Below are 25152 nucleotides of genomic sequence, written 5' to 3'. Positions count from 1 at the left end.
TGCCAAAGCACAAACCAATATCTCCTCGTTTAACGAAACGCTTAAAAAACACACTATTCATTTTAAAGAAGATATAAACTTCTATAAAGCGCAACATTTTTTTTCTAGCAAAAAATGGGATTCTACTTTAGTCTATTCCATGAAACAACTCAGCTCTGGAAAAAATCGAGAACTCGCTGATTACTGTCATTTTTTAAGAGGGTGTTCCTTTAGAGAATTAAAACTGTTTAAGGAATCAAAAACAGAAATGAGTTTAGTTTCAAAAAAATTCTCATTTTATCCGTTAGTAAATAAAACTTTAGGTGAAGTCGCATTAGAACTCAAAGAATTTAAAAAAGCAATTGGCTATTTTACAGAAGTCGAAAAAAACTCAACCAACAACAACAATCAAGATTACAAAATAAGTGTTGTTTATGAAAATATTGGAGTTTGCTATTTGCATCTTAATGAATTCACAAAAAGCGAAAATTATTTACTAAAAAGTAAAGAAATAAAAGAGAAAGAAAACGACACAATCTCACTCATACTATTGTATCAAAATATTGCTAATTTATATTATTCCCAATACAAAGACAAAGAGGCTATTCCGTATTTTGAAAAAGCATATTTACTTTCTAAAAAAACAAAAGACTTTGACAAAAAGGAAAACGCCGCATTCAATATGGCAACTGTAGAAGAAAACAGAGGCAATTTTAAAAAAGCTTTAGAGTACAGAAAAGAATCTGAACGATGGAAAGATTCCCTAAACAATCAGAGTAAAATTTGGGCAATAGCTGATTTTGAAAAAAAATTCGCCGTTGCTGAAAAACAAAAACAAATAAAAGTACTCGAGATAGAAAACAAACTAAAAAACTCACAACGTAATGGTTTGTTTTTCTCTGCAATTGGACTACTGTTAATTATAACCGGAGGAGTTTATCTCTATGCCCAAAAAGTAAAAAACAGTAAAATCATTCTACAGCAAAAAAACAAACTTGATGAATTAAATGCAGCTAAGGATCAACTATTTTCAATCGTGAGTCACGACTTGCGTTCATCTGTAAATGCATTAAAAACAAGCAATTCTAAATTATCTGCCACATTAGAGACTAAAAATTACGACGAGTTAAATCAATTAATTATCCAGAACAGTAACATCGCAAACGGCACTTACAGCTTATTAGATAATTTATTGCACTGGGCCTTGTTACAAACAAAACAATTGTACTTTCATAAAGAATCTGTTCATTTATACTCTATAATTCAACAAATCGAATACAACTACAAACCTTTACTTTTAGACAAAGCAATAACATTTGAAAATTTGGTCTCGAAAAGCATTTTTTTGTTTGTAGATCTTGATTCATTAAAAATTGTATTCAGAAATTTATTAGACAATGCCATTAAGTTTAGCCATCAAAATGGTCAAATTAAATTTTACACTAAAGAAATAGATTCCGAATTTTGCGAGATTATAATTGAGGACACTGGAATTGGAATGAGTCAAAACAGCATTGATGAATTACTTCAAGATACCGACTTATTATCTAAAAAAGAGAACTCCGAAATTATTGGAACTGGATTAGGTTTACAATTATGTAAACAAATGATCAAAAAAAATGACGGTACATTTTTTATTGAAAGCGAAGTCAACAAAGGAACTAAAATGATAATGAGATTACCTAAAACAAAATAGTATGGATAATATTAATGTTTTAATTATAGAAGATACTCCAGAACAAAGTGATGCTTTAATAAAAGTACTGCTTGAAAACAATTATACAATTGCGGGAGTGGCAAGAAATTTTACAGATGCTTTACAGCTCTTTTACGAGAAAGCGGTCGACATTATTGTAATTGATGTTTTTCTAGATGGAAAACCAGACGGAATTACTTTTGCAGAATCAATTAATATAATTCCAAATGCATCGAAGCCATTTGTGTTTTTAACAAGTTCTCAAGACCGACAGATTTTTGAAAGAGCAAAACTCACAAAACCTTTTAGTTTTTTAATGAAACCTTTTAACGAGCTGGAAATTCTATATGCTATAGAAATGGCAGTTGAAAAGTTTTACGAACAAACGAATGTTTTTTTGAGCGAAGAACAAGATACTGTAATCAGTAACGACTTTTTGTTTATCAAAAAAAAGAACACTCTGAAAAAAGTTGCTCTAACTGATATTCTCTATATAGAAGTTGAAGAACGTTACTGCAATATTATAACTGAAAAGGAGAAATTTGTAATCTTGATTTCGCTTACCAAAATCAGTGATTTATTAGATAAAAACAAATTCATAAAAACGCATCGCAACACAATTGTAAATTCAGAAAAAATAGAAGAAATCATTCTTGCCGATAATTTGATTATTTTAAAAGGAAACCATAAAATAACCTTGAGTGACACCTATAAAGATTTCATAAAAAAGATGAATGTTTTATCATAATTAAAACTTTTAAAATAAAATATACCTCTCCAAAATCCTCTTTATTTCAAGAGGATTTTTTCGTTTTTACTGCCTATTATTCCTTCGAAAGCACATACTGCACTTTTCATGACAAGAAAAACGGCTTTCATGACATTTTTAAGATAAGAGCTTAGAATCGAAAGTACTTTTACATCAAGAAACTAATAAAAAAGTAGATGAGAATCACATTAAATCAGAAAACCGAAATGAAACTTTTACCAACCATAAAAAAGATAATAAATAATCCTTGGATTGGGGTCGCAGTTTCTTTAGTCATTATTATTCCATGCTTATATCGAATACTAGACGACATAACTGTTTTAAGAATAGAATATGTATTACTAGCACTTTCATTCCCTCTTTATTTAAAATCATTAAAAAAGATATTTGATGAAATCCTAGACAGTACGGATGATTCTTACGAATAAATTCCTTTAAACGATAATATTTGCCCTCAATTCATTAATGCCAAAAACCCTATTCATTAGCTTGATTAGGGTTTTTATTTATATTGTATGTCTTAAAAAAATTGTTATAATATTCTGCAAAATCACAAAAAGTAAATAAATTATCACAATTTAACAGAAATTCTAAAAGGTTAACATATTTTTTTTGATATATTTGGCTCCAATCAAAAACAAATCATCAAAACCACAAAATCCTTTGAAAAATCATCAAAAAAAGGCTTTTTATCTACTGATATTAAGCACATTACTCACGACCTCTTATTCCTATTGTCAGTCCAATGACCAATCATCATTGTATGATTATTTTGACAATGCCGTTGGAAAAGACAACTTAAACATTAATAATGGAGTTTTGCACAGCGAGCCGCTTCGTCCAATTGCAAACAAGCACAGATATTATCTGGACGAATTCACCATTGGCGATATAAGCTTTGAAAAAGAAATTTATTCCAACTCTTATCTTAAATACGATATCCTTAAAGACGAGGTAATTTTCAAGCATAAAGAACAAACAGATAACTTAGCTATGAATATTGTTAAGGACAAAGTTGATTTTTTTTACATCAATAATAAAAAATTTGTCAATCTAAGATCTGAAAGCATTGAATTTCCAAATATTGTAAAAGGTATTTACGAAGAAAAATATGTTGGCAATGATGTTTCACTCTTCATTAAATATCATAAAGAAAAAATAGAAGTTTTTCAGACAGATGGAGTCTATTACAATTTTATTGAGAAAATAAATTATCTCCTAAAATACAATGGATTTTTCTACAAAGCTGACTCACAAAAAGATGTAAAAAGAATCTTTCCTTCTATTAAAAAAGAAATTAATAATTACTACAACGCAAATAGAAAGTTAGCACGATTAGATAAAACTCAATACATGGAAAATCTAACGAAACAAATCAATAATTTTTTTTTAAAAAAAAGTTCTAACTAAATGAAAAAAATTACTCTACTATTCTTTTTATTAGCCTTTCAATACAATATACAATCACAAGTCATTAGTGATAAAGTTTCTGTTGAACTTAAAAACGCTAACATTAAAACTGCAATTCAAAATATTGAACAAACCTCATATTTTAAATTTTACTACGACGAAAAATGGTTAGAATCTGACAGTACTTCTATTACAAAACAGTATAAAGAAGTTCGCATAGCTGAAATACTCGAAGATGTTTTTCAAAACACTAACATTAACTTTTTTGTTTCCGAAAATAAAGTCATATTAACCAATAACAGCATCATATATAATGAGCTGGCAGACGATTACTTTGGAATTCCGCTAGAAAGAGATGAAAATGGATTAGCTCTTGCTCCTGTTTTTTATCAGCAATTTGACTCGGTAAAAAAAACAAATTCTCGTAATCCTAACAAGAATATTAAGGATATTATACTTATTGGTAAAGAAGTAAAAAACCAAAAAAAGAAAAGTTATATTCTTTCAGGATACGTTAGAGGCGGTAAAAATAAAGGCGGAATTGCAAACATTGTAGTAAAAATTCCAAATACCGAATTTTCAACTATTACGGATAACGAGGGACATTATAAACTGCAAGTTCCGCCAGGAATCAGCACCGTTGAAACAGAAACTTTTGCTTACGATAAAGTGTCTAAAAAAATAATGGTTTACAATGACGGTACCCTTAATTTTATGGTTGTTGACAACGTAAATCAGCTCGACGAAGTTTTAATTAATACTAATAAAAGTAAGAATGCAAAAGCTGCAATTACAGGAGTTACAACTATTGATGCTGAAGGAATTAAAAATGTTCCATTAGTTCTTGGCGAACGTGACATTCTAAAAGTAGCATTGACACTTCCGGGAATCAAAACATCTGGAGAGGGTTCTTCTGGATATAATGTAAGGGGAGGAAAAGAAGATCAAAATCTATTTTTGTTAGACAATGCCGTTTTATATAATCCATCGCACTTTTTTGGCTTCTTTACAGCATTAAATCCTTACACAACAAAAAAAGTAGATATTTATAAAGGAAGTATTCCTGCTGAATTTGGAGGCAGATTATCATCTGTTTTTGACATAACTTCAAAAACTGGAAATTTCAATAAATTTGAAGGTGAAGCTGGAATTGGTCCTGCAACAAGCAATGTAATGATTTCAACACCAATTGTAAAAGGCAAATCAAGCCTTGTTGCTGGAGGAAGAGCCAGTTATTCTAATTGGATTCTAAAAAGTCTAGATGATGAGAAATTAAAAAATAGTCAGGCATCATTCTATGACTTCATTTTGAAATATAATCATAAAATAAACGCTAATAATGACATAGAGGCTACAGCTTATTACAGCCACGATAAATTTAGCGTTTCATCTGACTCTCTGTACAAATACAGCAATCGACTAGCAACTTTAAAATGGAATCACACATTTAATGAGAAAAATAAAGGTTCACTTCTCTTTACCAATAGTGAGTATCGCTTTAATATAGATTATCAGCCTGACGGTGTAAATGCTTTTGATTTTGGTTATAAAATCAATGATACGCAGGCCGCTTTAAAAATGATTTACTTATACAGCGAAAAGCATAAAATTAGCTACGGAATTTCAACTAAATTATACGGCATTAATCCTGGATATTTAAACCCTAAAAATCCTGAATCTATTCTAGTTCCTATTGAAATAGATAAAGAAAGAGGCTTAGAATCTGCAATTTATGTTGGAGATAATTTTAAAGTTACGGATAAATTCTTAGTCGATTTTGGTTTAAGATACTCGTCATTTGCAGCATTAGGAAAATCTACTCAAAGGGTTTATGAAGAAAATCTTCCTATAAGTGATGCTACTGTAGTAGAAACTAAAACATTTGGCAATAACGAAGTAATTAAAAGATATGGCGGATTTGAACCTAGAGTAGCTGCACGCTATTTTATAACAGACGATTTTTCTGTTAGAGCCAGTTATGACAAAACGTATCAATACATCCATCTTTTATCAAACAATACTACTCAATCTCCAACAGATATTTGGAAGCTTTCAGATTTAAATGTAAAACCCGAAAGTGCTCAGCAATTTTCGCTAGGTCTTTATAAGAATCTAAAAAATGATGAGTTAGAATTAAGTGTAGAAGGTTACTTTAAGAAATCAAGAAACATCTTAGACTACAAAGTAGGTGCTGATTTGTTATTAAATCATAATATAGAAACCGAACTTCTTCAAGGAGATGGTAAAGCTTATGGAATCGAAGTATTATTAAAAAAACAAGTAGGAAGACTTAACGGATGGCTTGGATATACGTATTCTAGATCATTAATTAGACTAAACTCTCAATTTAATGAAGAGAAAGTAAATGGCGGTAAGTTCTTCGCGTCTAATTTTGACAAACCTCATGATTTTAGTGCGGTTTTAAACTATAGAATCACAAAACGTTATAGCTTTTCTAGTAACTTCATCTATCAAACCGGAAGACCAATAACGTATCCTGTTGGAAAGTATGATTACGGAAATGCACAATATACCGTTTACAGTGATCGTAATAAATTTAGAATTCCTGATTACTATAGATTAGATGTAGGTTTAAACATTGAAGGAAATCATAAAATAAAAAAATTAACTCATAGCTTCTGGAACATCTCAGTTTATAATGTTTTAGGCAGAAACAACCCTTATTCCGTGTTTTTCGTAACAGATAAAGGACAAATTAAAGCCTATAAAACTTCAATATTCTCTGTTCCAATTCCTAGTATTACTTATAATTTCAAGTTTTAATAATTATGAAATATTTTAAAATAAAAATCTCCGTTTTTCTTCTTCTATCGCTTGCCATAACAAGCTGTACAGAACAATATGCTTTTAAAACTACTGATTTTGAAAGCGCTCTAGTTGTTGAAGGAACAATCACAAACGAACTTAAAAATCAAACTATAAAAGTTTCTCAAGTTTATCAATTAGAAGAAACCGGTCCTCGATTTGAAAAAGGAGCTAATGTTTTTATCACAGATGATAAAGGCAATGAGTATCAGTTCAAAGAAAACGATAGTCTTTATGTTTCGCTTACACCGTTTAAAGCAATGCCTGGAACAAAGTACAAACTAAACATTAAAACAAAGGAAGGGAAAAATTATACTTCTGACGAACAGCTTCTAACTACAGAAACTAAAATTGACAATATGACTGCAACTGTCGAAACTGTTGATGGACAGCGTGGAGTTCAAATAAATGTAAATAGTTACGATCCTGCCAATACTTCAAAATACTATAGATATGAATATACTGAAACGTACAAAATCATAGCGCCTATGTGGTATTATCAAGAAGCAAATATAAATGTAATACCAGGAACTCCTACTACTCCAGAAAGAGAAGTCATTGTAGTAACTAATAGAGTCAAAGAAGTTAAAACATGTTATTCTTCTAAAACTTCTGATGCTATTCTTCTTAATAACACCAGCACCTCAAGCGAAGATCGTGTACACTATCCTGTTCGTTTCATCAGCGATCAAAATTATATCATCTCACATCGTTATACTATTATGGTAAAACAGTATGTTCAAAATTTAGCTGCTTATACTTTTTATAAAACATTGAGAGAATTATCTACATCTGAAAGTATTCTTTCGCCAAAACAGCCAGGATTCTTTTATGGTAATATGAAATCTGTAGAAAATCCTAATGAGAAAGTAATTGGCTTTTTTGAAGTTTCGGCCGTTTCTTCGGATCGAATTTACTTCAACTATAAAGATTTATTTCCGAATGATAACTTACCTCCTTACTATATAGAAGATTGTGATCTAAAAGAATACATCGATTGTCCAGGAGACCTTCCTTGTACAGGCCAAATATTACGTTCCTCCCTTCGAAGCAAAGGCAGAACTCTGTTTTCATGGGATCATGAAAGTAAATACTTTTTGGTAAAAGCACCTTGTGGTGACTGCACTACTTTTTCATCTAACTTGGTTCCAACTTTTTGGATAGAATAATTCTTTTTTATCATCTATGAAACAACTATTAATCTATAACCAGACATACATTTTGGAAAGAATTAAACAATTATTGGTTTTAACACTTTTGATTGCAAACAGCTTATTTGTCTCTGCGCAGCAAAATAAAAATAGCACATTAACCAAATCATCACAAGAAACTATTTTTCTTCATTCGAACACAACAACTTTTTTAACCGGAGAAACTTTGTTCTACAAATTATATTGTTTGAACCCTATCAATAACAAACCAAGTTTAATAAGCAAAATAGCTTATATTGAACTTGTTGATAATGAGAAACAATCATTTCAAAAAAACAAAGTTTATCTTGACAAAGGAATTGGAACAGGGGATTATTTTATACCAACAACATTAAAAACAGGAAATTACAAGTTAATTGCCTATACAAAATGGATGTTAAACAATCCGAAATCTCAAACATATGAAATAGATTTATTCATCATAAATCCATTTCAAACTCAAGAGCCTAATGCTAATGTGACTTTTGATAATACATTAAAGAACAGTGTATCATCAACTAATATTTCAACAGATTCAAATCTCGATAATGAAAAAAGAATCGATTTTGAATTAGATAAAAACAGTTATTACACAAGAGATAAAGCGAGCATTAAAGTAAAATCACTTACAGAAATAACCCAAAAAGGTAATTATTCTATTTCTGTTCGAAAGAAAGATCAAATTCCTGCTTTAAAACAAACAACTCCACAAGAGTTTGCAAAAAAAACAGCTCGAAATTACAGCGATTATTCTCCTAGTTCGTTTTTATTTATTCCAGAACTTCGAGCAGAATTAATTACTGGTTCAATTGTATCAAAAACCAATCAAGATTTAAATAATAAATCGCTGTCAATTTCTTTACCCGGAAAAGAGTATGTTTTAAAAATAGTTAAAACAAACTCTCAGGGGAAATTCACGTTTTTATTAGATCAATTTCCAAATTTCTCAAATGCGATTATTCAGGTTCTCGATGAAAACCCGTCAGATTTCACTGTTATTTTAGATCCATTACCAAAACTTGATACTTCAGGACTGCAATTTTCATCAAAACTCAATCTAACAGAAGATCTTAAAAAAGATATTGAAGAGCGCTCTACTGCAAGTCAGATTCAAAATGCTTATTATCAAACGAAAAAAGACAGCTTGATACAAGAAGCAGTTATCAGTCCGTTTTTCAACAGCATCGAAAAAACATATGTTCTTGACGACTATACGCGCTTCCCAACCCTAAAGGAGAATGTTGTAGAAATCATATTAGAACTTTATTATAGACGTGTTAACGATAAGAATCAATTGTTTGTACGAAATGGTCATAAAGATCTAACTGCTTACGGACCGCCTTTAATAATTGTCGACGGTCTTCTTATACAAGATTCAAGTGATTTATTTGATTATAATATGGGAAATGTAGACAAAGTAAGCCTTATTAATGAACCTTATGCTTATGGTCCAAAATTATACGGAGGCTTAATAAGTTTTGAAACCAAAAACAGTGACTTTGCTATAAATTTTGTCAAAAAATACATGAAGCCAACTGAAGTTCAAAGACCAAATCCTGCAAAAATTTATTACAATCCTGATTATAGTGCAGGAAATAATTTAAAACGAATTCCAGATTATAGGTACCAATTGCTTTGGGAGCCAACTTTATCTTTAGACAAAAAAGAAGAAACTCTATCTTTCTACACTTCAGATCTTAAAGGCGACTTTGAAGTTGTTTTAGAAGGTTTTACAGACGAGGGAAAGCCCGTATATATTACAAAAAACATTACAGTAAAATAAATATCAAAATCGGTTCAATTCTTGAACCGATTTTTTTTTTGACCTAATTTCTAAAAAAAATAAAATTATTTTTCATTTAATTGTAACCTTTTTGCATCTTCAAACGTATAACCATTTGTACACTTAAAAATTGAGGACACAAATAACATGAGACAACTTAAAATCACCAAGCAGGTAACCAATCGTGAAACTGCATCGTTAGATAAATATCTACAAGAAATCGGAAAAGTTGACCTAATTACCGCTGATGAAGAGGTAGAATTAGCACAAAGAATTAAAGCAGGTGATCAAAGAGCATTAGAAAAATTAACAAAAGCCAACCTGCGTTTCGTTGTATCGGTTGCTAAACAATATCAAAATCAAGGATTAACTCTTCCTGATTTAATTAATGAAGGAAACTTAGGTCTTATTAAAGCGGCTCAACGTTTTGATGAAACTCGTGGTTTTAAATTTATATCTTACGCTGTATGGTGGATTCGTCAATCGATTCTTCAAGCATTGGCAGAACAATCTCGTATCGTTCGTTTACCATTAAACAAAATTGGTTCTATCAATAAAATCAACAAAATGTATGCGTTATTAGAGCAATCTAACGAACGTCCGCCTTCTGCTGAAGAAATTGCAAAAGAACTTGACATGACAGTAAATGACGTAAAAGAGTCTATGAAAAACTCTGGTCGTCACTTATCAATGGATGCACCTCTTGTTGAAGGAGAAGATTCTAACCTTTACGACGTTTTACGTTCTGGAGAATCTCCAAACCCTGACAGAGAATTAATTCACGAATCATTACGTACTGAAATTGAACGTTCATTAGAAACATTAACTCCAAGAGAAGCTGATGTTGTTCGTTTGTATTTTGGTCTTGGCGATCAACATCCAATGACTTTAGAAGAAATTGGAGAAACTTTCGACCTAACTCGTGAGCGTGTTCGTCAGATTAAAGAAAAAGCAATCCGTAGATTAAAACATACTTCAAGAAGTAAAATTCTTAAAACTTATCTTGGGTAATCACCCAAAACTCCAATATATAAATAATTCCAAATTCCAAAAAATTATTGGAGTTTGGAATTTGTTTCAAAATTTCGTATATTGGTATTAAAGCAAACAACAGTTTGATTGACTGTTCGTTTTTTGATTGATGATTGAAACTCCGGCTGATTACCGGAGTTTTTTATTTTATTTTGCGAACTTAGCGTAATTCTTTGCGCACTTTGCGGTTAAAATCTACCTTTGTATAAAACAACACACATCTACAAAATGAAAAATACACTTATTGCCCCTTCTGTTCTTGCAGCGGATTTTGCTAATCTACAATGTGATATCGAAATGATCAACAACAGCCAGGCAGACTGGTTTCACATCGATATAATGGATGGCGTTTTTGTTCCAAATATTTCTTTTGGAATGCCTGTTTTAGAAGCCATTTCAAAACACGCAAAAAAAACAATCGATGTGCATTTAATGATTATTGATCCAGATCGTTACATTAAAACTTTTGCTGATTTAGGAGCTAATATTCTAAGCGTGCATTATGAAGCCTGCACACATTTACACAGAACACTTCAAGCAATTAAAGCAGAAGGAATGAAAGCAGGAGTTGCCATCAATCCGCATACTAATATTGATTTACTAGAAGATGTAATCAATGACATTGATTTAGTTTGCATCATGAGTGTAAATCCTGGTTTTGGAGGTCAAACGTTTATCGAAAACACGTATGATAAAGTTAGAAAGCTTAAAGCTTTAATTACACGCAAAAATGCTTCGACAATTATCGAAATTGACGGCGGTGTAACGAATAAAAATGCAAAACAACTAGTAGAAGCTGGAGCAGATGTTTTAGTGGCGGGAAGCTTTGTTTTTAAGGCCGAAAATCCAACTCAGACAATTGCCGATTTAAAAACCCTTACTGCTTTTTAAATATCAAAAACAAAAAAAGTCCAAAAAAATTATTTTGGACTTTTCTTTTTTTACTCAAAAGCTACTTAGGATCAATCCAATAAGGATTCGCTTTAAGTTTCTCTATAACATATTGAATAACTTTCTGAGCTTTCAAACTATTTCCAGCGTTATCTAATGGCGGCGAAATAACAGCAATTCCAAATTTACCAGGACACACTGCTAGTATCCCTCCTCCAACACCACTCTTTGCAGGAAGCCCAGAATTAAAGAGCCAAATTCCAGAATTATCATACAGACCCGCAGTTGCCATTACAGGTAAGGTATACATCACAGTCGTTTGACTAACCACCTTATTCTTTGTAATAGGATTAACACCTCCATTTGCCAATGTGGCCGCCATTGTAGCAAGATCCTTTACATTTACATTCAAAGCGCATTGTTTTGTATAAATATCTGTTGCTTCTACCGGATCAAAATACATCCTATTATAAGCCAATAACAAATGTGCAATGGCTTGATTACGCAAATTATCGCCAGCCTCACTTATATAAACAGCACGATTTATAGAGAGTTGCCTTCCCGCAAAATCACTCTGAATTTTCTGGATTTCTTTCCATTTTGCAATAGAATCATTACCTCTTATAAGACTTGTGGCCGCAATAGCTCCAGGATTTACAAGAGGATTAATTTTATCCCCTTTATTCATTTCTACCGCAACAATAGAATTAAATGGCAGCCCAGTCGCATTCACACCTATTTTGTCTTCCAAAAACTGAGGCCCTTCTTGTTCAATTACTTTTGCCATAGTAAACACTTTCGATATACTTTGAATTGAAACCATTGAGTTTATATCACCTCTTGTATATACCGCTCCGTCTGTAGTAACAAGTGCAATGCCAAAAATATTGGGATCTACATTGGCCAGCTCTTTAATATAGTCTGCATTTTTTCCTTCTTTTAAATCTTTAAATTTATTAAAGGCCTCATTAAGCGTATTTTCTATATTTTTTTTATTCAGTAATGTTTGACTATAGCCTTGGTTTATGATAAAAACGATCATTAAACCAACAAAAATCATTTGCTTCTTCATTCTAAAAAATTGCATTCTTATTTGTATTCTATATTAATTTATAACAGGACATTATTTAATTAAAAATCCTTACTGCTTTTTAAGTTTTTCAAATTCGGAAAGAAGTCAATTCCGGTCATTTTCTCTAAAGTTTCAATAGAAACTTCAAAATCATAAATTGACTTGTCGCTGTCTTCGTTAGGAACCAGAAAAGCAATTGCTTTGTGTCCTTTCCCTGATTTAGCTAAGACAATTTTATAAAAATATTTAGGAACAGAAACTTTCTCTGTTCCTATTTTTTTATCCGAATCTTTCAAAATTCCGCCAGTGACAACATAAATATCATTGTACTTCCCTGCCCAATAACGTGTTTTTTGCTCTAATCTATTCCAAATTCCACTATTGAAATCATGTTTTTGAGGAGAGATATTCGATGTATAAAAAGTATCATTATAAGCTTCTTCACTAAATTCCATGTCTCCTGCTGGGCAAAGATGACCTTTATCGTAACCCGATTTTTTATAATTTCTCCAATCTGCAGAACCAGTAGTAACTTTGGGATCTTCTATAAAATAAGGGCGTTTATAGTCGCCATTTTTCAAATAATCTTTCTTTAATTCATACGCGACCCATTCAGCCTGTTCAAACTTTTCATTGTAAGATAATGTATAATATTTGTGTTTTACAATTTGATTGGTTGTCGATGTTGGCAAATAAACTGCCGAATACAAAGAATCTGTCACATTTTGAACTGGAGCAAAAGAAGTTTGTTTCAGAACCACTTCCTTTTCATCGATATTTTCTTTTTTACAAGCAAATAATGTAATCCCCAATAAACCTAAAATAATATAATTCTTCATGCAGTACAGTCGTTATTTTTAAAATAAACTTACAAAAAACGCTCCATAAATTTTAAACCTATGGAGCGTTTTTAATAACAAATTAATTCTATCGCGAACTAAGATTTCACCAATTTATCCTTTTTCATTTTTGGAGAAACTGTATTTTTCACATAACCTTTTGGTGATTGTAAATCATCTAAAACATTCAAAGCTTCTTCAACATAAACATCTTTAGACAAAGCTTGATGCCAAACATCTCTTTTCTCTTTCAAAGCTGCATCGCTGCTCATTTCAGCTTCTTCATAAGGCAGTGATTTAAAAACTAAATTGTTTTTATAATCAGAAATTGGTTTGTATTTTTTTCCTTCATTTTCAACTTGCTCTTGAGTTTCTTTAAAACTCTTAATATTCAAGCTGTATGTGTTTTCTTTGTTTTTAACATCAATCCATTTCGCATTATCTTCAATTAATTTAAATTGAGGACTTTGCGCAATTCTGTTTTTACTATTTTGAATTGCTTTAGTAAAGTTCTCGTTAGAAGTCCAAGTGCTGTAATCTGCTGGATCAATTTTATCCCACGGCATAGCATTGTCAATATCACGTTCTCCCATTTTCAGGTAAGCATAACGATCTGGCATAACAACATCACTGTGAACACCTTCTAACTGTGTAGAACCTCCGTTAATTCTGTAGAATTTTTGCCCCGTGATTTTCAATGCTCCTAAGTCTCCGTAATTTGCGTTACGAACAAACTGATTCAAATCAAGTACATTTTGAACTGTTCCTTTACCATAAGTTTGTTTGCTGCCAATGATAACTCCACGTTTGTAATCTTGAATTGCCGCAGCCAAAATTTCAGAAGCCGATGCAGAGAAGCTGTTTACCATAATTACTAATGGTCCATCCCACTCTATTTTTTTATCTTTATCGTATAAAACTTCTTTCTTTTTACCTGCAGATTTTACCTGAACAATTGGTCCTTCTTCAATAAATAAACCAGCAATATCAACAACTGTCGAAAGGGATCCACCGCCATCATCACGAACGTCAAGAACGATTCCGTTTATGTTCTCTTTTTTCAATCTTTCTACTTCAAGAGCGATATCTTTTCCTGCATCACGGCCGTCTTTGTTTTCAAAATCGATATAAAATTTAGGCAGGTAAATAACCCCGTATTTTAGTCCGTCTTTTTCAACAATACTTGATTTTGCATAAGTTTCTTCGATTTCAACAACATCTCTGATAATCGAAATAACCTTAATACTTCCGTCTACTTTTTTAACCGTTAGTTTTACTTCGGTTCCTTTGTGTCCTTTAATTTTTTTCACAACATCATCAAGACGCATTCCAACTACATCTACAGGCTCTTCATTTCCTTGAGCGACTTTCAAGATCAAATCTCCTGCTTCAAGTTGTTTTCCTTTCCAAGCAGGTCCGCCAGAAATTAATTCATCGATTTGCGTGAAATCATTTTTCTTAGTTAATCTTGCTCCAATTCCCTCTAATTTTCCACTAATATTTACATCAAAACGATCTTTTTCTTCTGGTGCAAAATAACTTGTATGCGGATCAAAACGAGCCATAATTGAATTCAAATACACTGAAAACCAATAATCTTTATTCAAATCTTTAATAACACTAAAATTATCATCTAAAGATTTTAATGAGCTGTCACGAGTTTCTTTCTCTAAAGCTTCAAAAGTTTTTTCTTTGTAAGCTGGATCTTTTTTCTTTTTCTCTTCTTCAATTTTCTGCTTTGTAACCAGCGATGAAAGCGTAGATAACTTAATTTGTTTTCTCCATCTTTCATTAATCTCTGTTAAGTTTTTCGCATAAGGAAGATGCTCATAATCTGAATTAAAAGTCTCATCCGTGTTATAATTAAATGGCTGTGCTAAAATCGTTTTGTAACGTTTTTTGCTCTCTTCCATTCTTTTCATCAACCTCGTGTACGTCAAATTAAAAAACGTCAAATCTTTATTCAAAAACTGATCGTCAAGCATTAATTCATATTGCTTAAACTCATCAATATCTGATTGAAGAAAAAACCTTTTAGAAGGATCTAAAGCTTCGATATAATCTTTGAAAATACCTTTGGAGAATTCGTCATTAATTTCAGCCGGGCTGTAATGTCCTTTTTCAATAACAAACGCTAGTAATTCCAGAAGTGTTTTATCTCTATTTGGATCCGGATCGCCAGATTTGTCTGCATTTATTTTAAAAGCAAACAAGGTAAGAGACAAGCATAATACGGCTATAAGGATTTTATAATTTCTTTTCATAAACTTAATAATAGCATTCATCAAATTTTTTAATCTAAGTTACGGTAAAAACTATGCCAACATGCCAAGTTCACTATAATTTTTTGTTAAAGATATAAAAATGTTTGATGCGCAAAAGTCTTCCCGAATTTAGTTTACAATTTTTATTTATTTGTTAGTATTCTACCAAAATCTGTTACTACATTTGTTTTAAGAAGCTTTAATTTTGATAAATTAAAAATACAAATCACAGCATGAGTACTCAAAAACCTTTAATATTAGTAACAAACGACGACGGAATTCTTGCTCCAGGAATAAGGGCTTTGATAAGTGTAATGGAAACAATTGGCGATGTTGTTGTTGTTGCTCCAGACAAACCACAGAGCGCCATGGGACACGCGATTACCATAAATAACACTTTGTTTTTAGACAAAATCTCTAAAGATGAAGATACAATTACAGAATACAGCTGCTCTGGAACGCCTGTTGACTGTGTAAAACTGGCAGTAAATGAAATTTTAAAAAGAAAGCCAGATTTATGCGTTTCAGGAATCAATCACGGATCTAATTCGTCTATTAATGTGATTTATTCTGGAACTATGAGCGCTGCTGTTGAAGCAGGAATTGAAGGGATTCAAGCAATTGGTTTTTCTCTTTTGGATTTTGACTGGAATGCCGATTTCGAGCCTATTAAAGCTTTTGTGAAGAAAATAACTTTAGAAACTCTGGCTAACAAACTGCCAGAAGGTGTGGTTTTAAATGTAAATTTTCCAAAACTAAGTCAAAAAGAGATTAAAGGAATAAAAATCTGCCGTCAGGCAAAAGCTTTTTATTCTCAAAAATTTGACAAAAGACAAACTCCATTTGGAAAGGATTATTACTGGCTTACGGGTAAATTTGTAAATGAAGATAAGGGGGAAGATACAGATGAATGGGCTTTAGAGAACGGATACATTTCAGTTGTTCCGGTACAATTTGACTTAACCGCTCATCATTCGATGCAGCAACTTAATACTTGGAATTTAAATGAATAAAAAAGATTTTATAATTGGATTTATTATCGGGATCTTGACTTCTATTCTTGGCAGTCTTTTATTCATTAAAACCTTTACATCACTTGATCTTTCAACAGGAATTCAAACTATAAAAAAGCAAGGTTATTTAGGAAAGGTAATTACGATCGGTACCACTTTAGATCTCGCAGTTTTTCTAATTCTTTTAAACAGAAACAAAGAAATGATGGCAAGAGGCGTAATTTTGGCGGTGATTGTTTTAGCAATTTCAACTCTAATTATTTAAAAACCTATCTTTGCGCAGCAATAAAAATTGGTCAACATGAAATACTACATAATAGCTGGTGAAGCTTCTGGAGATTTACACGGTTCAAATTTAATGAAAGCATTGTATGAGGAAGATCCTCAAGCCGACATTAGATTTTGGGGCGGTGACTTAATGCAAAAAGCCGGCGGAACATTAGTAAAACATTACCGCGAATTAGCTTTTATGGGATTTGTTGAAGTTATTTTTAACCTAAAAACCATATTAAATAATATTAAAATCTGTAAAAAAGACATTACTGAATTTCAGCCTGATGTTTTAATTTTTATTGATTATCCGGGTTTTAATATGCGTATTGCAAAATGGGCCAAAGCACTTAATTACAAAACACATTATTATATTTCGCCGCAAATTTGGGCTTGGAAAGAAAACCGAATCAATGCCATAAAACATGATATTGATAAGATGTTTGTGATTTTACCTTTTGAAAAAAGTTTTTACGAGGACAAACATCATTTTCCTGTTGATTTTGTCGGACATCCTTTGATTGATGCCATTCAGAATCAACCTTCTTTTAATGAAATTGCGTTTAGAACAGAAAATAATTTGGGCGAAAAACCAATTATTGCCGTTTTACCAGGAAGCCGTAAACAGGAGATAACAAAAATGCTGAGTGTAATGCTGAGCGTTGTTGACGATTTTCAAGATTATGAATTTGTTATTGCTGGTGCACCGAGTCAAGATTTTGAGTTTTACCAACAGTTTATAAAAAATAAAAACATAGCATTTGTTTCGAACAAAACATATGATTTACTCCGTTCCTCTACAGCTGCTTTAGTAACTTCGGGAACTGCAACTTTGGAAACGGCTCTTTTTAAAGTTCCTGAAGTTGTTTGTTACAAAGGAAGTTCTATCTCTTACCAAATTGCAAAACGTATCATTACTTTAAAATACATTTCGCTGGTTAATTTAATTATGGATCAGGAAGTTGTAACTGAATTAATTCAAAGCGAATGCAATACAAAACGCATAAAAGAAGAATTAAACAAATTACTTGAACCTTCTTATCGTACCAAACTGCTTAAAAACTATGATATTTTAGAAGAAAAACTTGGCGGAGTTGGTGCCAGTAAAAAAACAGCTAAACTTATTGTTGCCGATTTAAAAGCTTAAATTTTTTATTTTGAAAAAACTACTCATTTTCCTTCTTTTAACCGTGCTGTTTGCTTCTTGTAAATCTGCCTCTACTGCTGTGAGCAAAAAAGAATCGAAACGAGAAAATAGATATGTTGTAAGTAATTTGATTGAAACAGCAACCGACAATATTGGTGTTAAATACAAGGCTGGCGGAACAACAAAAAGCGGTTTTGACTGTTCTGGACTAGTTTTTACTACATTCGAATCTGAACATATAAAGCTTCCAAGAAGTTCTTTTGAGCAGGCTAAAATTGGAACAATAATAAAATTTAATGATGCTCAAAAAGGGGATTTAATATTTTTTAAAACCAACAGAAGCAGGCAAATTAATCATGTAGGACTAATTGTTGAAGTCAGCTCAAATGAAATAAAATTTGTACATTCTTCTACTTCAAAAGGTGTCATAATTTCCTCTACCAAAGAATCTTATTATCAAAATTCCTTTGCCCAAATCAATCGAGTAATAGAATAACATTTTAATTTATTTATATTCTTTTTCTTACATAAATTTAATACTTTTAAACCATGAAAGTATTAGATTTTCCTTTAATTAAAATTACGTTATGCTTCATTTCGGGTATAATAATCTCGTATTACTGTCAGCCTTCTATCTCAACTGCTTGTACATTTCTTCTTTCTAACGCGATTTTATTTTGTCTACTTTATTTTGCATCAAAAAACAACAAAAAAGCAAGCATTTATTTTGGATTAGGTACTTATCTGATTTCATTATCTACAGGAATATGCGTGTTGATTTTTCACACTGATTCTTTTGACAAGTCTAATTATACGCACTCAAAAACGGCTTTCGAAAAACCACACTTTATAACTTTTATACTTCGCGAAAAACTCAAAAGCAACAATTACAGCGATCGTTACATTGGCCTCATCAAAGAAATTGACAGCAAAGTTTATTCTGGTAAAATAATAGTAAACATTCAAAAAGACAGTTTGCACAATCCTTTGATTATAGGAAATACAATTAGAGTAAAAACTACTTTACGTCGAACTCCATCTAACAAAAATCCGAATCAATTCGATTATTCTAAATACTTATCAGACAAACAAATATACGCGCAATTGTATTGCGAAAAATCAGAAATTACAACAAGTAAAACCATCCAAAAAGACATTTGGTATTATTGTGGACGCTTACATTCGACTATTCTAAAAAATCTTGAAAGTGCTCATTTTAATAAAGACGAAATGAATGTTGCGCTTGCATTAATACTAGGTCAGCAGCAAGAAATTTCATCAGACATAATTAAAGATTATCAATATTCTGGAGCGACACATGTTCTTTCGGTTTCTGGCTTACACGTTGGGTTTATAATGCTGTTTATTGCTTTTATTTTAAAACCTATTCCTAATACTCGCAAAGGTTCAGCCATTAAATTAATTTCAATTTTAATATCATTAGCCGGTTTTGCAATAATTTCTGGTTTATCGCCTTCGGTACTGCGCTCGGTTGTCATGTTTTCTTTTGTCGCAATAGGCAATCATTTGCGTCGAAGCGGAAATATTTATCATACTCTCCTAGTTTCAATTTTACTTATATTACTATTTGAACCTTATTTTTTATTTGATGTTGGTTTTCAATTGAGCTATTTAGCGTTGGTATTTATTGTTTGGCTTCAACCGGAACTAAAAAAAATATGGACTCCTAAAAACAAAATATCAATTTATATTTGGGATGCATTAACCGTTTCTTTTGCTGCTCAAATTGGTACTCTGCCTTTATGTCTTTATTATTTTCATCAATTTCCGGGTTTATTTTTTGTAACCAATATTGTTATTCTTCCTATTTTGTCTTTTATAATGATTGCTGGAATAATCGTTATGATAATTGCCATTTTTATAAGTCCGCCAATGTTTCTTGTTGAAATTTTTGAAAAAAGCATTTATCTTTTAAACCAAACAATTCATTATGTTGCATCGTTTGAATCATTTATTTTTCAAAATATAAGCTTTAACTCGTATTATCTATTTTCTCTTTATTTTCTAATTATCAGCGGTATTATTTGGTCAAAAAACAGAACTTTTACTCATTTTACCGCGTTTGCACTATCCATAATTTTACTGCAGTTGTCTTTAATTTATACTAAAAAAGAAATCGCAGGTCAACATGAATTAATTGTTTACAACGTAAAGAAAAGTACGTTGATAACCACGAGGGCAGGAAAAAATATTACATTTTATGCTGCAGATACTATTTTAAAACCTAATACAAGCAACTTTATACTTAATTCTTATTTAGTGGGAAATTTTGGAATATTGAGCAAACCAAAAAAAATCAAAAACACTTTGTTTTTTAATAGCAAAAAAATTCTCATTATAGACAGCACAGGAGTTTACGTTGATAAATTACAACCCGATATACTAATTCTAACACAATCTCCAAAAATAAATCTTGATCGAGTTTTAGTACATCTTCATCCCAAAGTCATTGTGGCTGACGCTTCTAATTCATACAAAATTCAAAAAATTTGGGAGGCAAGCTGCGCTAAAAAAAATATCCCTTTTCATGCTACTGCCGAAAAGGGATTCTACAAATTAAACTAAGAAAACTTAATTAAATTCACTATTCACTTGGGTGCAAAATATTATTAGATTCAGCGATCCATGCTTTTGCACCGCCGGGCTTGTAAGCAATCTTGCCTAAAGCACTAAAAGTTGTTTTATTTTTTCTTATTGAGGCTATTGCATAGCAAACTTCAGGAAGATCTTCAACGCCAAAAGCATTTTTCAGTTTAATATTTTGCTCTTTATCAGTAGCTGAAGCTGAAGAATCTGATAGGTCTAGTTTTACCAAAACGACATTATCTCGAGACCAAACAGCAAAATCTGGGGTTTTAAAAATTTCATTTTGTAAATTTTCTGGTACACCTGCACCAGTGAATAAAATTAACATTGGTTTTTTTTGTTCATTGCTGATTGCAATGGCATCTGTCATGTTTGTCCGCCAAGCGAGATTTTGCGCCTGCATAAAAAATGAACCTAAAAAAAATAGTAGGATAAGTAATTTTTTAGTCATAGTAGATTGGTTTTTGGTTAGTATAGCGTGACGAAATTAACATAATATTTTAATTATCCAAATTTAATAAACACAAAAAATACATTATATGTTTTTTAATCGATGTTTAAACATCAAACCACTAATTACTCCTAAAATGAAGATCTTTTTCTTACGTATAAAAAAACTCCTTACAGTACTGTAAGGAGTTTATATTTATAGAAATCGATTTTCTCTTTTTATGACTTTTTAGGATGAACAATCTCTTCCGCCACAGTTAACCAAGCCGAAGGCCCGCCTGCCACATAACCTGTTTTTCCAAGACCTTTAAAATTAACTTTCCCGTCTTTAGATTCTGCGCTGGTAAAAAATACGGTAGGAAATCCTTGAATTCCAAAAGCCTGCTGTAATTCATTGTTCTGATTTTTTAACTCAGGTGTTTGAGGAACGCTTCTTGGGTAATCAAGTTCCACCAAAACAACGTTATCAACTGCCCATTTTTTAAACTCTGCAGTTTTCAACACTTCGTTTTGTAAACGAATACACCATCCGCACCAATCACTGCCGGTAAAGAACATCAACATTGGTTTCTTTTCTTTATTACTTATAGTAATTGCCTCTTTAACATCTGTATACCATTTTAGCTCTTGGGCTTGAGTTGTAAATGCACCAATTAAAAACAATGTTATTAAGAATATCTTTTTCATGTTCTTTTATTTTTTGACAAATTTAATCAAAAAGTCAATAATAATTAACTATTTAACTTCTTGCATTAATTTTCTAATTATTGGAGAAATAGCAATCAAAATAACACCTGCAATTAGCGAATAAATTGCCAATTGATAGTAACCCTCAGTGTAAGACTGTAATTTAGAAACTAAAGTATCTCCTGTATTTGATCTTGAAATCTCGGCTCCTAATTTTCCTGCCGCCAGCTGTCCAAAAGCACTAGCCAAAAACCACAATCCCATCATCATCCCAAACAATCTTTTTGGAGACAATTTTGTAATAATCGACATTCCAATAGGCCCTAAACAAAGCTCTCCGATTGTTGTCACTAAATAAGCTAACGTAAACACGTTTAGTGACGCTATACCTTTTGAATCAGCAAAAAATCTAGTAAGATAGAAGATATAGAAAGAGGCTGCCAGAAACAAAAATCCGATTCCAAATTTAATTAATGTATTTGGCTCTATTTTTCGTTTTCCCAACCAAATCCACAACAATCCAATAATAGGACTTAGAACAACTACAAAAAAGGTATTCGAACTATTATTGACAACATTTGGGTCAATATTAAAAAACAACAATTTATTATTCAAGTTATCTTTCGCAAAAAGAGATAATGAACCACCGCTTTGTTCATAAATTGAGTTAAACAAGAAATAGAAAAACACAAATAAGAAAGCTGCGAAGAGTTTCTTTTGCATTTTCACATCTCCAAGTTTAAACAATTCATATACAAAATACAAAACCGCAACGATACCAATTGTATACATGAAATAATCTGTATAGTCAGTATTTTTTACCATTATAAAAATAAATGGTAAACTTAAAATTGATAAAGCATATACTGCTATTTCGCGAATTCGTCTTTTACCAGGCTCTAAATTCAACAATGGAGAATCTCCAATCGGCCCTAAATATTTCTTAGTAAACAAAAATGTAATTAAACCTAAAAACATTACTATTGCGGCTGACAAAAAGCATAACTGCCAAGAATAATATTTACCTAAATAAACACATAAAGCACCTCCAAAAAGGCCTCCTACATTGATTCCGGCATAAAACATTCCGTAACCAGCATCTCTACGTCCGTCACTTTCGTGATACAATTCTCCAACCATTGATGAAACATTTGGTTTAAAAAAACCTGTTCCAATAATAGAAAATGCAATACCATAGTAAAAGAAATCGTGAGGCGAAACAGCAATCAAAAGATTTCCAAGAATCATAACAATTCCTCCAAAAAATAATGATTTTTTAAATCCTAAAACTTTATCAGCGAAGATACCTCCAATAAAAGTAAATGCATATACAAAAGCTTGAATTGCACCGTATTGTAAACTAGCGTGATCTTCTTTCAAAAAAAGCTGATCTACCATAAAAATAACAAGAACCCCCCGCATTCCGTAAAAGCAAAAACGCTCCCACATTTCGACAAAAAACAAGTACCACAATTGCTTTGGATAATTGCCTTTAAAATTTTGAATTTCCTCTAAAGTAATCTTCTGTTCCATTTATTTATTTATAATTAATTGATTCCTCTTTCTTTCATCACCTTGTTAAGCTGTTTTACTAAAGCAAACATCAGCACAGTCGCAAACATCAGCAACGCAAAATTAACCCAAAAAAAGTTTACTTTATTATCATAGGTATCCCACATACTTGCCAAAACACCGCTCAACTTATTTCCTATTGAAGTTGATAAAAACCAACCTCCCATCATTAATGAAGTAATATTAACTGGACTTAATTTAGAAACTACAGATAATCCCATAGGGCTTAAAAACAGTTCACCAATTGTGATGATACCGTAATTTGCCACTAACCACCAAACGCTGACTTTCTCTGTTCCGTTGCCGCCAATTTTTACAGCAGCTATCATAACCAAAACAGACAAGGCCGAAATTAACAATCCAAAAGCAATTTTTGTAGGTGTTGAAGGTTCTTTTTTTCTCGCTCTTAAAAAAGAAAAGAATGCAACAACCAAAGGTGTCAATATAATTACCCAGCCCGGATTGATAGACTGGCTTAAGTTTGTAGCCCAAAGATGCACTTTACTACCTTCGGCAGGTAATTTTTCTGGAGCGACATTTCTAAAATACAAAGGATAATTCTCTTCTTTTTGAACAACTCCATTTACCTTTTGTAAACGAAACTGGTCATCATAAAGCTCTGTTGATTCTTTTTTATACTCTACTTCTTTTGCTAATTTGATTTTACCAACAACCTGACCAGCTGTTCCAGTTACTTCTCGATCTGTATAACGATCTGCCCAAGTAGTAAGTGCTGAACCATTAAGTTTAAAAACACCCCAAAATAAAATCACTACTCCAAAAATAGCCAATAAAGCTCCTATTGAACGTTTGTCTTCTGCTTTGGCTCTAACATAAAGCGATCCATAAAACAAAACGATTGGAATACAAGCAAAAATAAAGGCATCTGTACTGTCCGAACCAAAGATTGCACTATCTAAATTAGTCTCTGATGCAACTCCTTTTATCAACCAACCGATTGCACCAAAAACAAATGACGGCAATAAAATAAAAAGTATAATTTTATAAAATGGCATGTCACCTTCCTGCACGCCTTTTTTCTGATCGTGTCCTACGTAATGTTTGGTTCCTAATAAAAACACAATTACACCTATAAACATACCAACACCTGCAGCCATAAAAGCCCAATGCCAGCCTAAAAGAATCTGCAAAGCGGCACCAAAGAAATTACAAATAAAAGCCCCAACATTAATTCCCATATAGAAAATATTGTAGCCTTCGTCCTTTTTATCCTTATATTCTTCATTGGTATAAAAACTTCCTAACAACGTAGAAATATTGGGTTTGAAAAAACCATTCCCAATAATTACCAAAGTCATCGCTATATAAAGTACCGTAATATCATGCACTCCCATTAAGAAGTAACCAATACCCATTAAAATTCCGCCAAAAACAATAGACTTTTTATATCCTAAATATCGATCAGCAACTAAGCCGCCAATAAAAGGAGTAAGAAAAACTAATGCAATAAAGGTTCCGTACAAATCAGAAGCCTCTTTTTCGGTCATAGCAAAACCACTCTCTACATCTTTAAGATATAAAGTAAAAATTCCAATCATTAAATAATAACCGAAACGTTCCCACATTTCAGATAAAAACAAATAAGGCAATGCTTTTGGGTGCTTATTCCACATACTTAAAAACTCTTTAAAATT

Annotated in this window: 21 protein-coding genes; 14 read left to right on the top strand and 7 right to left on the bottom strand. The window is 31.7% G+C overall.

What is annotated here, in order from left to right:
- Nucleotides 1–247 precede the first annotated feature (247 nt).
- The 9 genes from B0A75_RS01530 to rpe all read left to right on the top strand — a co-directional run bounded on the left by B0A75_RS01530 (nucleotide 248) and on the right by rpe (nucleotide 11576).
- Nucleotides 248–1675 (top strand): tetratricopeptide repeat-containing sensor histidine kinase, encoded by a 1428-nt coding sequence (locus tag B0A75_RS01530; protein ID WP_244284329.1) that lies wholly within the window; start codon nucleotides 248–250, stop codon nucleotides 1673–1675.
- A 1-nt stretch (nucleotide 1676) separates the two neighbouring features.
- The gene (locus B0A75_RS01525) at nucleotides 1677–2423 is read left to right on the top strand and encodes a LytR/AlgR family response regulator transcription factor (RefSeq protein ID WP_089052532.1); all 747 of its coding nucleotides are present in this window, start codon (nucleotides 1677–1679) and stop codon (nucleotides 2421–2423) included.
- Between the two features lie 197 nt (nucleotides 2424–2620).
- Complete coding sequence (locus tag B0A75_RS20590) at nucleotides 2621–2872, top strand: hypothetical protein (RefSeq protein WP_089052531.1); 252 nt, start codon at nucleotides 2621–2623, stop codon at nucleotides 2870–2872.
- Nucleotides 2873–3107: 235 nt separating this feature from the next.
- Nucleotides 3108–3854: a hypothetical protein gene (locus B0A75_RS01515; RefSeq protein ID WP_123872299.1), complete on the top strand. Its 747-nt coding sequence runs from the start codon at nucleotides 3108–3110 to the stop codon at nucleotides 3852–3854.
- Nucleotides 3855–6638 (top strand): TonB-dependent receptor, encoded by a 2784-nt coding sequence (locus tag B0A75_RS01510; protein ID WP_089052529.1) that lies wholly within the window; start codon nucleotides 3855–3857, stop codon nucleotides 6636–6638.
- A 5-nt stretch (nucleotides 6639–6643) separates the two neighbouring features.
- The gene (locus B0A75_RS01505; RefSeq protein ID WP_089052528.1) at nucleotides 6644–7849 is read left to right on the top strand and encodes a DUF4249 domain-containing protein; all 1206 of its coding nucleotides are present in this window, start codon (nucleotides 6644–6646) and stop codon (nucleotides 7847–7849) included.
- 16 nt (nucleotides 7850–7865) lie between these two features.
- Nucleotides 7866–9653, top strand: coding sequence for a hypothetical protein (locus B0A75_RS01500; protein WP_089052527.1), 1788 nt, complete (start codon nucleotides 7866–7868; stop codon nucleotides 9651–9653).
- A 147-nt stretch (nucleotides 9654–9800) separates the two neighbouring features.
- The gene (locus B0A75_RS01495; RefSeq protein ID WP_007804760.1) at nucleotides 9801–10664 is read left to right on the top strand and encodes a sigma-70 family RNA polymerase sigma factor; all 864 of its coding nucleotides are present in this window, start codon (nucleotides 9801–9803) and stop codon (nucleotides 10662–10664) included.
- Nucleotides 10665–10913: 249 nt separating this feature from the next.
- Nucleotides 10914–11576, top strand: coding sequence for a ribulose-phosphate 3-epimerase (gene rpe / locus B0A75_RS01490; protein WP_089052526.1), 663 nt, complete (start codon nucleotides 10914–10916; stop codon nucleotides 11574–11576).
- A 61-nt stretch (nucleotides 11577–11637) separates the two neighbouring features.
- Here the strand turns inward: rpe and glsA are convergent, their stop codons facing one another.
- From glsA to B0A75_RS01475, 3 genes are all read right to left on the bottom strand, one after another.
- A complete protein-coding gene (gene glsA / locus B0A75_RS01485) occupies nucleotides 11638–12648 on the bottom strand; it encodes a glutaminase A (RefSeq protein WP_208861253.1) in 1011 nt (336 codons plus the stop codon).
- Nucleotides 12649–12707: 59 nt separating this feature from the next.
- Complete coding sequence (locus B0A75_RS01480) at nucleotides 12708–13487, bottom strand: DNA/RNA non-specific endonuclease (RefSeq protein ID WP_089052524.1); 780 nt, start codon at nucleotides 13485–13487, stop codon at nucleotides 12708–12710.
- 98 nt (nucleotides 13488–13585) lie between these two features.
- Entirely contained in the window at nucleotides 13586–15772 is a 2187-nt protein-coding gene (locus B0A75_RS01475) for a carboxy terminal-processing peptidase (RefSeq protein ID WP_089052523.1), read from the bottom strand.
- Between the two features lie 212 nt (nucleotides 15773–15984).
- Here B0A75_RS01475 and surE point away from each other — a divergent pair, with 212 nt between their 5' ends.
- Genes surE through B0A75_RS01450 form a run of 5 tightly spaced genes read left to right on the top strand, consistent with a single transcriptional unit; the run spans nucleotide 15985 to nucleotide 20767 of the window.
- Nucleotides 15985–16764 carry a 5'/3'-nucleotidase SurE gene (gene surE, locus B0A75_RS01470; RefSeq protein ID WP_089052522.1) on the top strand — a complete coding sequence of 260 codons (780 nt, stop codon included), beginning with the start codon at nucleotides 15985–15987 and terminating at the stop codon, nucleotides 16762–16764.
- A complete protein-coding gene (locus B0A75_RS01465) occupies nucleotides 16757–17029 on the top strand; it encodes a hypothetical protein (protein ID WP_089052521.1) in 273 nt (90 codons plus the stop codon). The genes surE and B0A75_RS01465 overlap by 8 nt, the downstream gene beginning before the upstream one ends.
- A 36-nt stretch (nucleotides 17030–17065) precedes the next feature.
- Nucleotides 17066–18181, top strand: coding sequence for a lipid-A-disaccharide synthase (gene lpxB, locus B0A75_RS01460; protein WP_089052520.1), 1116 nt, complete (start codon nucleotides 17066–17068; stop codon nucleotides 18179–18181).
- 10 nt (nucleotides 18182–18191) lie between these two features.
- A complete protein-coding gene (locus B0A75_RS01455; protein ID WP_089052519.1) occupies nucleotides 18192–18677 on the top strand; it encodes a C40 family peptidase in 486 nt (161 codons plus the stop codon).
- A 53-nt stretch (nucleotides 18678–18730) separates the two neighbouring features.
- Nucleotides 18731–20767: a ComEC/Rec2 family competence protein gene (locus tag B0A75_RS01450; protein ID WP_089052518.1), complete on the top strand. Its 2037-nt coding sequence runs from the start codon at nucleotides 18731–18733 to the stop codon at nucleotides 20765–20767.
- 19 nt (nucleotides 20768–20786) lie between these two features.
- Here the strand turns inward: B0A75_RS01450 and B0A75_RS01445 are convergent, their stop codons facing one another.
- From B0A75_RS01445 to B0A75_RS01430, 4 genes are all read right to left on the bottom strand, one after another.
- Nucleotides 20787–21239, bottom strand: coding sequence for a thioredoxin domain-containing protein (locus tag B0A75_RS01445; protein WP_089052517.1), 453 nt, complete (start codon nucleotides 21237–21239; stop codon nucleotides 20787–20789).
- 218 nt (nucleotides 21240–21457) lie between these two features.
- On the bottom strand, nucleotides 21458–21925 hold the full coding sequence (locus B0A75_RS01440) for a thioredoxin family protein (protein ID WP_089052516.1): 468 nt from the start codon (nucleotides 21923–21925) through the stop codon (nucleotides 21458–21460).
- Between the two features lie 48 nt (nucleotides 21926–21973).
- Entirely contained in the window at nucleotides 21974–23458 is a 1485-nt protein-coding gene (locus tag B0A75_RS01435) for a peptide MFS transporter (RefSeq protein WP_089052515.1), read from the bottom strand.
- Nucleotides 23459–23472: 14 nt separating this feature from the next.
- Nucleotides 23473–25131 (bottom strand): peptide MFS transporter, encoded by a 1659-nt coding sequence (locus B0A75_RS01430; protein WP_089052514.1) that lies wholly within the window; start codon nucleotides 25129–25131, stop codon nucleotides 23473–23475.
- Between the last annotated feature and the right edge of the window lie 21 nt (nucleotides 25132–25152).

Source organism: Flavobacterium oncorhynchi (genome assembly GCF_002217355.1).
Lineage (GTDB): Bacteria > Bacteroidota > Bacteroidia > Flavobacteriales > Flavobacteriaceae > Flavobacterium > Flavobacterium oncorhynchi.
Note: the sequence above shows the minus strand (reverse complement) of the source record. Positions and strands in the feature narration are given on the sequence as shown.